Raw genomic sequence first — 12,071 nt, forward strand, 5'->3', positions numbered from 1 at the left:
TCGCGCCAGCCAGGATGGTTTGAGCATCATTCAGGACTGGGACAACAATGAATTCCGCGCACTTGTGCGGCTCAATGCCTTTGTCGACCGGTTCCTGTACATCAGCCGCGATGTCGACGGAACCTTGTTGAATCTGTTGGATGAAACCAAACAGACCTCCTTGCTCTACCAACAGTTGGAGAGTGAACGGGGCCGGGTGCTGTTTGAGTTTGGCCTTTTGTACATTGGCTTTGCGCTGATCCTGATCCTGGCAGCGATGTGGCTGGGCATGTGGTTTGCCGAACGTCTGTCGCGTCCTGTCGGCCGCCTTACCGTGGCTGCCCAGCGGGTTGGCGGGGGCGATCTGAATGTGCGGGTGCCCGAAGAAGAGGGCGGTGATGAGATCTCTCAACTGGGGCATTACTTCAACCAGATGACTCACGAGCTGCGGGTGCAACGGGCAACCCTGCTGGAGAACACCAATCAGATTGAACGGCGTCGCAGGTTGTTTGACTCGGTGCTTTCTTCGGTGACCTCTGGTGTGGTCGGGCTGGACGATGAGGGTAAGATCACCTTTGTGAACAGGTCGGCTGAACGTCTGCTGGATTGGCACGAGGATCAACAAACCCTGGCCCTTGCGGTGGCGATCCCAGAGTTTGGCCCCTTGTTCGAAGCGCTTGTTGCCAGCGGTGGTGAGGCCGAACAGGGCGAGATCAAAGTAACCCGTCAGGGGCAGTTGGAAAACCTGCTGGTGCGGATGTCCCGCCGTCGCGGCGATGATGGGCGGCTCGAGGGCTACGTTGTGGCTTTTGATGATGTGACCGATCTGGTCAGTGCCCAGCGGATGGCGGCCTGGGGCGATGTGGCGCGACGGATTGCCCATGAGATCAAGAACCCGCTGACTCCGATCCAGCTGAGCGCCGAACGGATCAAACGCAAGTTTGCACCGATGCTGGGAGAAGAAAACAGCGACAAACTGCAATCTATGACCGATGTCATCGTGCGGCAAACCAATGATCTGCGCCGGATCGTCAACGAATTTTCCAAATTCGCCCGCATGCCCGAACCTGAACGGAGCGAAGAAGATCTGGTGGTCCTGGTGCGCGACGCTGTGACCCTGCAACAAACGGGGCAGCCAGGTGTGACCATCACGGCAGAGCTGCCAGAGGATCCGTTTTGGGCCGATCTGGATGCGACCATGATTGGCCAGGCGCTGACCAATCTGATCAAGAATGCAGGTGAAGCAATTGAAACCCTTCAGCAAAAGAAACCAGAGGTCTCAGTTGATCCACAGATTCACATTGTGGTGCAGATGTCGCAGAATGGGGGCTACGAGGTGACGATTGCGGACAATGGCATTGGCCTTCCTGAGGATCGCGCAAAATTGTTTGAACCCTATGTCACCACCCGGAACGAGGGCACAGGACTTGGGCTTCCGATTGTGAAGAAGATTATTGAAGAACATGGCGGTGCGTTGACGCTTGAGGACGCACCCGTTTTTGAAGGGCACCAGCATAGAGGTGCCATGGCAGTTATACGTCTGCCCGCAGCTGCCAGCGCGGAGCAGGGGAACCGGAATACAGTGAAAGCAGGTCTGACATGAGTGACATTCTGATTGTTGATGATGAACGTGACATTCGCGAGTTGATCTCCGACATCCTGGAGGATGAAGGGTATGCAACGCGAAAGGCTGGAAATTCAGAGGAATGCATGGCGCAGCTCAACCAAGAGCTTCCCTCGTTGCTGATCCTCGATATCTGGCTCAAAGACAGTCAGATGGACGGTATCGACATTCTGAAAACAGTCAAACGCGACAATCCAGAAGTTCCAGTGGTCATCATCTCGGGGCACGGCAATATCGAAATTGCTGTCGCGGCGATCAAGCAGGGCGCTTATGATTTTATCGAGAAGCCCTTTAACATTGATCAGTTGATGGTGGTGATCCGGCGTGCCATGGAGGCCTCCTTGTTGCGCCGTGAAAACACCGACCTACGGCGCAAGGAAACTGGCAGCTCCGAGATGGTGGGCTCTTCCGCCTCTTTCCGCAGCCTGATTGGCCAGCTGGACAAGGTCACCAAATCTAACGGCCGGGTGATGCTGAGCGGGCCTGCCGGCAGCGGCAAAGAGATCGCAGCGCGTTATATTCACCTGAATTCCGCCCGCGCAGCCGCGCCCTTTGTCACAGTGAGCTGTGCTGCCATTGAACCAGACCGGATGGAAGAAGTTTTGTTTGGCCGCGAGACATCAGAACGCGGTGTGGAGCCGGGGCTTTTGGAGCAGGCCAACGGCGGGGTCATCTTCTTTGATGAGGTAGCGGATATGCCGCTGGGCACCCAGTCCAAGATCCTCCGCGTGCTGGTGGATCAGCAGTTCCAGCGGGTTGGTGGCAATGACAAAGTACGGGTAGATCTGCGGGTGATTTCGGCCAGCAATAAGGATCTTGAGGCTGAGATTGCCGCAGATCGCTTCCGTCAGGAGCTGTATCACCGCCTGAATGTGGTGCCGATTGTGGTGCCTTCGCTGGCGGACCGGCGCGAGGACATCCCGCAGCTGGCGGAGTATTTCATTGCGCAGTTCAACGAAATTCAGGGGCTGCCGCTGCGGCAATTGGCGGATGAAGCCGTTGCCCTGATGCAGACCATGACCTGGCCGGGCAATGTGCGCCAGCTCAAGAATATGGTGGAGCGGGTGCTGATCCTCGGTGATGGTACCGGCCCGATCGAGGCCAAGGATCTGCCGCGCGAAGAGGAAAAAGTGGTGGAAGAAGGCCGGGTGGTTCTCTCTGGTGCGCTGGCAACCCTGCCATTGCGCGAGGCCCGCGAGGCTTTTGAACGGGAGTATCTGCTGACCCAGATCAACCGCTTTGGCGGCAATATCAGCCGCACAGCTTCTTTTGTTGGCATGGAGCGTTCTGCCCTGCACCGAAAGCTGAAATCGCTCGGCGTTGTGACGTCAAACAAGACTGGCGCCCGGGTGGCGCATGTCGAAAAAGAAGAGGACATGGTCTGACGCTGTCTGCGACCTGACCCAAGGGGCGGCTCTTTTGGGAGGCTCTGAGAAAAACAATGGCCCCATTCTTAGAGGGGCCATTTTCGTTCAGTAGATCGCAGGGGTTGGTTGTGGCCTAGAGTGGCGGCAGGATCACTGTGCTGCCATCGCTTTGTTGCACTGCACAGGCGTTTTCTGACAGACCCGCGCCGCGCCGGGCGGAGCTGGGCTGAGACTGAAGGGCGGCGACCTGCTCCTTGCTGCAACGGGGCAGCTCAAGCCGTTGATAGCCCTTACGGGCCATACAGCGCTGTTCGACCTGGCTACGCAATCCCTGATTGACATCCACAGTATAGGTGCCACCATCCACCCAATAGCCAGGGGAGGACCAGCAACCACCAGGTCCGCAGTGTCGGTGACCTGGATAGTAGATCGGCGCTCGCTGGCGGATTTCATTGGCGACTGGCGCCTCGCTGAGGGCCTGAACCGCACAGTCGATCTCGTCACTGTTGGTGCGCGCCTGATCCTTGCCGGAATTGTAATAGACAGGCAGCGGTCCACAGGAAGTAACTCCAAGGAGGACAAGAGAAAATGCAGTGAGTCTCTGTTTAATATACATGCCTCTACATTGACGTAGCCTTTGGGAAGATACAATTGATTTGACCCCCCGGTAGGCTTCTGGCATTCAAAACTGGCAAAATGGCGCCCATGAGAGGCGGCAAAGGGACAGTGGCATGAAAGTTATAATCTGTGGCGCGGGCCAGGTGGGGTGGCAGATCGCACGCCATCTCTCTGCTGAGCAAAACGATGTGACCGTCGTCGACAATAACCCCGAATTGGTCCGCCGGGCGACCGATACCCTGGATGTGCAGGGGGTGGCAGGCTTTGCCTCTTACCCGGATGTTCTGGACCGGGCAGGGGCGCGGGACGCTGATATGATCATCGCTGCGACTCATTCCGATGAGGTCAATATGGTCACCTGCCAGGTGGCCCATTCGGTGTTCTCCATCCAGCGTAAGATTGCCCGGCTGCGGGCGCGCAGCTACCTGACGGCAATCTACTCGGATCTCTATCGACGTGAACATCTGCCCATCGATGTGGTGATCAGCCCTGAGCGCGAAGTGGCCGCTGCGGCGATGCAGCGACTGTCTGCTCCTGCCGCCTTTGACACTGAAATCTTCATGGAGGGCGGTGCGCAGCTTTTGGGCATTCATATCGATGAAGACTGCCCGGTGGTGAACACCCCGCTGCGCCAGCTCACCGATCTGTTTTCCACCCTGCGCGCTATTGTTGTTGGGGTGCGCCGCGAAGGAACGTTGTTTGCGCCGGAACCGGGAGATCAGCTGTTTGTGGGCGACAGTTGCTATGTCTTTGCCCATGTTGATGATGTCGACCGCACCATCGAAGTTTTTGGGAAAGTTGAGAAACGCCAGGATCGCGTAGTTATTGTTGGGGGCGGCAATGTCGGGCTCGAAGTGGCCAAGGCACTGGAAAGCGGCACCAGCCGGATCCGCGCCAAGATGATCGAGAAGAGCCGCAAATGCGCCGAACATGCCGCCGAGGCGCTAGAGCGGACGATTGTGCTCAATGGCGACGGGCTGGACCGGGCGCTGATGATCGAGGCCGGCATTGACCGGGCTGATGCCATGCTGGCCGTCACCGACGACGACAAAACCAATATGCTGGCGGCGGTGCGTGCCAAGGCCGAGGGCTGCCCCTTTGTGATTGCCCTGATCAATGATCCCACGTTGCTGCCATTGCTATCGCCACTGGGCATTGATGCCTTCATCAACCCGCGCGCCACCACGGTGAGCTCGATCCTGCGCCATATCCGCTATGGGCGGGTGCGTCAGGTCTATAGTATCGGCGATGCCGAGGCGGAGGTGATCGAGGCCGAGGTCATGGGCACCTCGCCGATGGCGGGTAAGGCGATCCGCGATATTGATTTCCCCGAAGGCGTATTGGTTGGCGCGGTGCGCAAGGGCGACGAGGTGCTGCGCCCCAGTGGGGCGCTCAAGATCGAAGAGGGCGATGTGATCGCGCTCTTTGCCATGGCGGATGATGTACCCGAAGTGGAACGTCTGATGCAGGTCTCGATCGACTTCTTCTAGCATGGGGCGTCGCAACAAAACTCCCAATCGGCTGTTGCGCCTGCCTCTGTTCCTGTTGATCTGGAGCCTTGTCTCTCTGGCGATGTGGATCCCGGCGGCGCATGCTCTGGCGCTGGATGATCATCCAACTTCGCGCGCGTTTTTCTATTCCGGTGTTCTGGGCCTGTTTTTTGTCGCTTTGGCGGGGCTCTCGCTGGGCAACCGGGTGCCGCGCTATGGGATGCCCGGGCAGTTGCTGTCTTTGCTTGCAACCTTTGTGATCTTGCCGCTGTTTTTGGCAGTTCCGGTGCAGGAGTCGCTGCGAAATACCAGTTTCCTCAACGCCTATTTTGATATGGTCAGCGCAGTGACCACCACCGGTGCCGACATCTTTGCCGATCCAGGTCGTCTGCCACCCAGCCTGCATCTGTGGCGCGCCATGGTGGCCTGGCTCGGTGGGCTGTTGATGTGGATCTCCGCCTCTGCCGTTTTGGCCCCTCTGTCGCTCGGCGGGTTCGAGGTCACGGCGCGGGGTGAACCCGGCGGCGGCAGCACTACCCCGTCGCAAAGTCAAGATTCCGACCCCAAACGTCGCCTAATCGAGATCGCCAGAACCCTGGCGCCGGTCTACGGCGGGCTCACCCTGATGCTTTGGGTGCTGCTGATGATCACCGGGGAAACACCCCTGACCGGGCTGAGCCATGCCATGTCGGTCCTCTCCACCTCCGGCATTTCAGCCCTGGGCGGCGTCGAGAATGGCCAGGGCGGCATTGCTGGCGAGATGGTGATGTTCCTGTTCATGTTCTTTGCCCTGTCCCGGCTGACTTTTTCCAATGATACAATCACGGTAGGAACCGGTCGGCTGGACAAGGATCCTGAGTTCAGAACTGGAATGTTGATCATTGTCGGCATGCCGCTGCTCTTGTTCTTTTGGCATTGGTATTCGTCCTTAGAAGTTGGCAGTCCCACGGAGCCGATTCAGGCGGCCAGAGCCTTTTGGGGGGGGCTGTTCACGGTGATGTCTTTTCTGTCCACCACCGGATTCGAAAGCGCCGATTGGCAAACCTCGCGGGAATGGTCCGGTCTGCAGACGCCGGGCATGATCCTATTGGGGCTGTCGGTGATCGGCGGCGGTGTGGCCACCACGGCCGGCGGGGTGAAACTTTTGCGTGTCTATGCGCTCTACCTCAACGGGATGCGCGAGATGGAGCGACTGGTGCATCCTTCCTCGGTAAGCGGCGAGGGCAGTGGCAACAAGCGCATCCAGCGTAATGGCGCCTTTGTCGCCTGGGTCTTCTTTATGCTCTTTGCCCTGTCGCTTGCACTGATCAGCATCGCGCTCTCTGCCGTTGGCAGTGGTTTTGAGCAATCGCTGATCCTGGCCATCGCCACGCTTTCAACCACCGGACCACTGATTGAAATTGCCGGAGATGCGCCAATTGTCCTGACGACCTTGCAGCCCGTGGCCAAGCTGGTGCTCTGCTTTGCTATGGTTCTGGGGCGGCTTGAAACTCTGGCAATAATTGCTCTTTTGTCGCCCAATTTCTGGCGCAGTTGAGCGGCCTATGCGCCGCTTCTCTGAAGGAGGGGAATTTTTCGGCTGGAAACTGCCAAAAACTGGGTCCATAGTCATCTTTAATAAGGCGCGTTGGTCCGCAATGTGCTGCAAGAACAAAGGCGAGAGATAATAATATGGCTTCGGACAGACAGAATTTGCAGGATGCATTCCTCAATCACGTTCGCAAAACCAAGGTTCCAGTAACGATTTTCCTGATTAACGGGGTCAAATTGCAGGGTGTTATCACCTGGTTTGATAACTTCTGTGTGTTGCTGCGCCGCGATGGCCAATCCCAATTGGTCTATAAACACGCGATTTCCACCATCATGCCGGCCCAGCCGATCAGCCTTTATGAAGGTGAAGACGCCTCTTGATGGAGCACGACAGGATCCGCACCCGCGCCTGGGTGCTACATCCGGATATCAAATCTGATCAGGGGCGTCGCCCCGCTGAACCCGCTTTGGCGGAAGGTGTCGCTTTGGCCGAGGCGCTGCCTGATCTTGATGTAATTGGATCCACCGTTGTGCGCCTGCCCAAGGCGCATGCGGGAATGTTGTTTGGCTCGGGCAAGATCGAAGAGCTGAAGACATTGCTGAACGGCAACGAGGTTGACCTGGTGCTGATCGATGGCCCGGTCTCGCCGGTGCAGCAGCGCAATCTGGAAAAGGCCTGGAAGGTCAAGATTCTCGACCGGACCGGTCTGATCCTGGAGATCTTCTCGGATCGGGCGCGCACCCGCGAAGGGGTGCTGCAGGTCGAAATGGCGGCGCTAAGCTACCAGCGCACCCGATTGGTGCGGGCCTGGACCCACCTTGAACGTCAGCGTGGCGGGCTTGGATTTGTCGGCGGACCCGGCGAAACCCAGATCGAGGCGGACAGACGGGCGATTGATGACCAGCTGGTCAACCTGCGCCGTCAGCTGGCCAAAGTGGTCAAAACCCGCAGCCTGCACCGGGCTGCACGGGCCAAGATCCCATTCCCGATTGTGGCCCTTGTGGGCTATACCAATGCAGGGAAGTCTACGCTTTTCAACCGGTTGACCGGGGCCGAGGTCATGGCCAAGGATATGCTCTTTGCCACCCTGGATCCCACCATGCGCCGGGTCGAGATGCCGGATGGGCCCGAGGTTATCATGTCGGACACGGTGGGCTTTATCTCGGATCTGCCCACCGAATTGGTGGCGGCCTTTCGCGCTACACTGGAGGAAGTTCTGGCAGCGGATGTCATCTTGCACGTGCGGGACATCAGTCACGAGGACAGCCAGAACCAAGCCAATGATGTGGCGGCCATTCTTTCGACCCTTGGGGTGGATGAAAACCGAGCCCAGATCGAGGTTTGGAACAAGCTCGATCAATTGCCAGATGACGTGGCCGAGGCCCGCCGTCAGCGCGCCGCGCGCGAAGAGGGTATCCACGCTATTTCGGCTATTACCGGCGAGGGCATCGATGCCCTTTTGGCTGATGTAGCGATCAAACTGGAAGGGGTGCGCCATGTCGAGGAGTTCACCCTGTCTTTTGCCCAAGGCAAAGAGCGCGCTTGGCTGTTCCGCCAGGATGTGGTGATCAGCGAAGAGCAGGGCGAGGAAGGTTTTGACCTGACTGTGCGCTGGACTGAGAAGCAAAAGGCGCAATTCCAGGCGCTCTGAGGCATCTGTCAGATGGAAAAATAGGGAGCGCGGGCGTCAGCCTGCGCTCTTTTTCTATTTAAGGTCAGTCTGTTTTGGCACTGCTTTGACGCGATAGAACAAAGGCTGTGACCAGCGGTCCAAGCAGTTCAAACCCCGCAGTGGTGCCAATGGCCAGCGCGGTGATCTGATCCGCGTAGGCAGGCAGCTGTTCGGCAGCAGCAAGCGCCATGCCAATGGCCACCCCGGCTTGCGGCAACATGGCAGCACCATAAAGATGGCGCTCGGTTTTTGGCGCCTTTGCGGCCGCCCCGCCGATCCAGCCGCCAAAGACACGCCCCAGAATGCGAAATAGCCCATAGGCAAGCCCGGCGCCGCCCGCCAGCTTGAGTGCCTGGGCGTCCAGCGAGGCACCTGCCAGAACAAAGAAAACAATCAGGAAGGGCCATTCAAAACTGCGCACCTCCGCAAAGGCACGGCTGTTGTGGCGGGCGTGGTTCACAATCACCGCCCCCACAGTCATGCCCGCAATGAGGTAAGACAGCCCCAGCAGCAGCGAAAGCCCTGCGGTGAGGAAGACCAGCCCCAGCCCTTCGATCCGGAGCGGCTCCCCTTCAGAGTAACGGCCAATGAGAACAGCCCCCGGCCAGCCAATAGAAACCCCCAGCCCGATCGAGCCTCCGAGCTCATAGATGGCCGTCACCAAAGGCGATTCCGAGCCAGAACTGTCTGCCATGAGTCGCAGCGTCAGTAGGGTCAAGCTAAAGGCCAGCAACCCCCAGGCATCGTCAATTGCCACCAGACCTTTGAGCCGACGGGTGAACCCATTGTCGAGCCGGGATTGATCTATCACGTCATAAGTGGCGGCAGGATCGGGGGCCGTTGCCAGCGCGCCGACCACTAGGGCCAGGGCAAGGGGCAGGCCAAAGCCCCAAAGTCCAAGGGTCACAACCGCCTGGGTCACCAGCACTACGGAGAGCGAGACAATCACCACCACCCGCCCGTGTTTGCGCAGGTTGTCCAGCGACAGCGCGCTGCCCAGCAGGACGGCGACTGCGGTCAGGGCCACCGTGGCCACCACTGGATAGAGATCGCTGATCTCAGGGGGGAGCAAATCAAATCCGGCCTCACCGACCAGAAGTCCAAAGCCAAGCAACAAGGTGACACGGGGCAGGCGCAATTGGCGACCGATACGGTCGGCAGCCAGACCGACAAAGAACAAAACTCCCAAGACAATCAGCGGCGTGGCCAGATCCTGCATGGGAGTCAGTTCCGCGGCGTGATCTTTGTCACCCCAACGGCGGCGGCCCGGGCGAGCTCTTCGTCCAGCGACATGGGCACATATTCGCCGCGCCGCCAAAGCTGTGACATGTCATCATAGTAGCGCGACAGAAAATGCCCGGATTGTCCGGTGGCGAGAATGAACAAAGAACTGTCCGGATCGGCAAAATCATAGACGCCGCGATAGGCGGCCGCATGGATGTTCTGGAAGGGCTCGGGATCCTGACCAGAGGTCAGACCGCGCTGCAGGGTATTGTCGCCGCCACTGGTGGATTGGCGAATATTGACAAAGAAGCGCAACACAGGAAAGTCACCCAGGATCTCGTGATCATGGGTGGCCTGATGCGCATCGCCCCAGCGCAGGGATTCCAGGGCGGTGCCATAGCGCTCTTCGATCCAGATCAGGGCATCATCAAGCGACAGACGCGCCATGTCGGTGCAGCTTTCCTGCGGCGCGCTTTGGCGTACGTCACACCAGCTGCTGGCACCGTCCACATTGCGGTAGACTCGTTCGATGAACAGGGGGTCGACCTGGGTGAATTCATCCGCCAGGGGACCCAGATCATCAGCAATCAGGCGGGCCTGCAGGGCGCGCAGCCAGGCGGCATAGATCAGAGGCTCGGGCAGGTGCTCGTTCATTTCACCGTTCCATTCAGACAGCAGCGATAGCGCGATCTGGCGCTGCCGCTCGCGGCTGCCATCCTCGGCGGCGCTGCCGGTGAACCAGAGATCGGCACCAATGAGGGGCAACAATGCGCGGGCGGTATAGGAGACGGTGTCGAGCTGGGCCTCCATAAAACTGTCACGGGTATGCACTTCGCGGCTCTGCATCAGACGACGCCAGCGGTTGATACGCTGCGTATCCCCCCAGGTGTAAGACACATGGTTGGGGAAGGGCCGTTCCAGCACCTTGTTGTTTGTATTGCCCAGGATTCCCCCGCGAGGGCTGGCAAATTCCGGGTTGGCGGCATAGGGCGCGGTCCCCAGCCAACGGTTCTGGCGTTGCCAGCCCTGGCCGGGCAGACGGCCTTTGCTGTCGTGACGCGCATCCCGCGCTGGGAAGGCGCCAACGGTTTTCTGCGCGATAGTGTTCGCATCCGCGAGAATAACATTCTGAGAGGGCGCGATAAAATCTGCTCCGGCCCGGATAGCCTCATCCACATCGGTGCTGCGCATCAGGCGCAGGGCAGCGGTGATCGAGGTGTCTTGCGGGTCCAGAGCAGTCCAGCCGAGGCTGACCACATGGCCGGGGGGCGTAATTGCCGAAAGGCCAAACAGGGCGCCTGGCAAAATCGGTCCGTTTTCGCTCCACCGCAGGGTAAGGGTAACTGGCGGCGAGCCCTTGATGTTGATGATCGAGGGGCGGCTGGTGAATTCCTTGTAGCCCTGGGGGGTCAGGTATTCTTCTGGATTGTCAGGGTTTAGCTTTTCGATGAACAGGTCCTGGTCATCCAGGTAAGAGGCAGTGACGCCCCAGCCCAATGTCTCTGAACGGCCTGCCAGGATGACCGGGATACCGGGGATGGTGCTGCCAATGAGCCCGCCGGTGGCCAGCTCCATCCGGGCGAGATACCAGGCGCTGGGGGCTGCGAGACCGGAATGCGGGTCGTTGGCCAACAGGGTCCCGCCGGCAGCCGAGCGGTCCGGGGCGGCGGCCCAGGCGTTTGAGGCGCCACCAAAACCGCGGGCCGTAACTGGAAACAGATCTCTGTTTGGTACCTCAGTGACCGCGGCGTAGCGAGGCAGATCCGGAAACAGGCTGGCGTATTCCGGCAACGCGGCGATGCCCATGCCGGGCGCATCCGGCAAGATATCCTTGATACGTTCGGGGTCGGCCAGCGCAAGCGAGGTCCGCGCCCGAAGCACTTCGTCCTGCAAATGGTTGGTCGAGCGCAGCGCCGCAAGTTTCAGCAGCGCGATACTGTCGGCAGGCTGCCAGGGAGCCATTGGAATGTTGAACAGGAACATCTCGGGCGCACCACGCCCCAGGGCCTCTTCGTTGATCTCCAGAATACGCGCATTGACCCCGGCGGAATAGGCCTTGAGCGATTGCAGCACTTCCGTTGATTGGGCCGAAACCGACTGTTGTGACAGACCATAGAGATCGAGGCGACGAATGAAGATATCGGTTTCGATGGTACGGGTGCCAAAAACTTCGGACAACCGCCCCTGCGCGGTGCGCCGCATCACTGCCATCTGCCACAGCCGGTCCTGGGCATGGGCATAGCCAAGCCCATAATAGACGTCTTCGTCGCTGGCACCAAAGCTGCCAAAAATATGCGGCACATTGGCGTTGTCGCGGATGATTTCGATTGGTGCCGACAGGCCTGGCAGGGCGATTTCCTTGTCATATTCCGGCAAGGACTGCGCGGCCAGGTAATAGGCAAGCCCACTGGCAGCGAGGCTCAGGAGAATCAGCGCCGCAGCGAGCCGCATCAACCAGCGAAAAAGTCGTGCCATCAAGGGCCAGTTTCCTATTTTTTATGGCTTTGGCGCCTTGGGTGCGATTGCACCTCGCCGGGCCGGTGTTAGGGTGGCGCCAACATAGGCC

General features: G+C 59.1%; 9 protein-coding genes. 6 read left to right on the forward strand and 3 right to left on the reverse strand.

The genetic code is table 11. The annotated features are described in order from the left end of the window. Both ABJP42_RS03950 and ntrX read left to right on the forward strand, forming a co-directional pair. Window positions 1-1,582, forward strand: a 1,582-nt coding sequence (locus tag ABJP42_RS03950; protein WP_348338578.1) for a sensor histidine kinase, incomplete at its 5' end; no start/stop codon positions are given. After that, window positions 1,579-2,988 carry a nitrogen assimilation response regulator NtrX gene (gene ntrX / locus ABJP42_RS03955; protein WP_348338579.1) on the forward strand — a complete coding sequence of 470 codons (1,410 nt, stop codon included), beginning with the start codon at window positions 1,579-1,581 and terminating at the stop codon, window positions 2,986-2,988. The genes ABJP42_RS03950 and ntrX, both read left to right, overlap by 4 nt. A 115-nt stretch (window positions 2,989-3,103) precedes the next feature. Here the strand turns inward: ntrX and ABJP42_RS03960 are convergent, their stop codons facing one another. Beyond that, a complete protein-coding gene (locus ABJP42_RS03960) occupies window positions 3,104-3,586 on the reverse strand; it encodes a hypothetical protein (RefSeq protein ID WP_348338580.1) in 483 nt (160 codons plus the stop codon). Between the two features lie 115 nt (window positions 3,587-3,701). Here ABJP42_RS03960 and trkA point away from each other — a divergent pair, with 115 nt between their 5' ends. The 4 genes from trkA to hflX all read left to right on the forward strand — a co-directional run bounded on the left by trkA (window position 3,702) and on the right by hflX (window position 8,260). Further along, window positions 3,702-5,078: a Trk system potassium transporter TrkA gene (trkA, locus tag ABJP42_RS03965; RefSeq protein WP_348338581.1), complete on the forward strand. Its 1,377-nt coding sequence runs from the start codon at window positions 3,702-3,704 to the stop codon at window positions 5,076-5,078. 1 nt (window position 5,079) lies between these two features. Beyond that, window positions 5,080-6,615: a TrkH family potassium uptake protein gene (locus ABJP42_RS03970; RefSeq protein ID WP_348338582.1), complete on the forward strand. Its 1,536-nt coding sequence runs from the start codon at window positions 5,080-5,082 to the stop codon at window positions 6,613-6,615. A 134-nt stretch (window positions 6,616-6,749) separates the two neighbouring features. Then, the gene (gene hfq, locus ABJP42_RS03975; RefSeq protein WP_008204623.1) at window positions 6,750-6,989 is read left to right on the forward strand and encodes an RNA chaperone Hfq; all 240 of its coding nucleotides are present in this window, start codon (window positions 6,750-6,752) and stop codon (window positions 6,987-6,989) included. Continuing rightward, window positions 6,989-8,260 (forward strand): GTPase HflX, encoded by a 1,272-nt coding sequence (gene hflX, locus ABJP42_RS03980; RefSeq protein ID WP_348338583.1) that lies wholly within the window; start codon window positions 6,989-6,991, stop codon window positions 8,258-8,260. Before hfq ends, hflX begins: the two co-directional genes overlap by 1 nt. 64 nt (window positions 8,261-8,324) lie before the next feature. Here the strand turns inward: hflX and ABJP42_RS03985 are convergent, their stop codons facing one another. Together ABJP42_RS03985 and ABJP42_RS03990 are read right to left on the reverse strand one after the other, a co-directional pair. Then, on the reverse strand, window positions 8,325-9,500 hold the full coding sequence (locus tag ABJP42_RS03985) for a cation:proton antiporter (RefSeq protein ID WP_348338584.1): 1,176 nt from the start codon (window positions 9,498-9,500) through the stop codon (window positions 8,325-8,327). 5 nt (window positions 9,501-9,505) lie between these two features. Further along, a complete protein-coding gene (locus tag ABJP42_RS03990) occupies window positions 9,506-11,980 on the reverse strand; it encodes a penicillin acylase family protein (protein ID WP_348338585.1) in 2,475 nt (824 codons plus the stop codon). Window positions 11,981-12,071 lie beyond the last annotated feature (91 nt).

It is taken from the genome of Pseudophaeobacter sp., assembly GCF_039971195.1.
Lineage (GTDB): Bacteria > Pseudomonadota > Alphaproteobacteria > Rhodobacterales > Rhodobacteraceae > Pseudophaeobacter.

Coding starts and splice junctions, on each gene's coding strand:
- ntrX (WP_348338579.1), top strand. CDS start 1,579: ATGAGTGACATTCTGATTGTTGATGATGAACGTGACATTCGCGAGTTG.
- ABJP42_RS03960 (WP_348338580.1), bottom strand. CDS start 3,586: ATGTATATTAAACAGAGACTCACTGCATTTTCTCTTGTCCTCCTTGGA.
- trkA (WP_348338581.1), top strand. CDS start 3,702: ATGAAAGTTATAATCTGTGGCGCGGGCCAGGTGGGGTGGCAGATCGCA.
- ABJP42_RS03970 (WP_348338582.1), top strand. CDS start 5,080: ATGGGGCGTCGCAACAAAACTCCCAATCGGCTGTTGCGCCTGCCTCTG.
- hfq (WP_008204623.1), top strand. CDS start 6,750: ATGGCTTCGGACAGACAGAATTTGCAGGATGCATTCCTCAATCACGTT.
- hflX (WP_348338583.1), top strand. CDS start 6,989: ATGGAGCACGACAGGATCCGCACCCGCGCCTGGGTGCTACATCCGGAT.
- ABJP42_RS03985 (WP_348338584.1), bottom strand. CDS start 9,500: ATGCAGGATCTGGCCACGCCGCTGATTGTCTTGGGAGTTTTGTTCTTT.
- ABJP42_RS03990 (WP_348338585.1), bottom strand. CDS start 11,980: ATGGCACGACTTTTTCGCTGGTTGATGCGGCTCGCTGCGGCGCTGATT.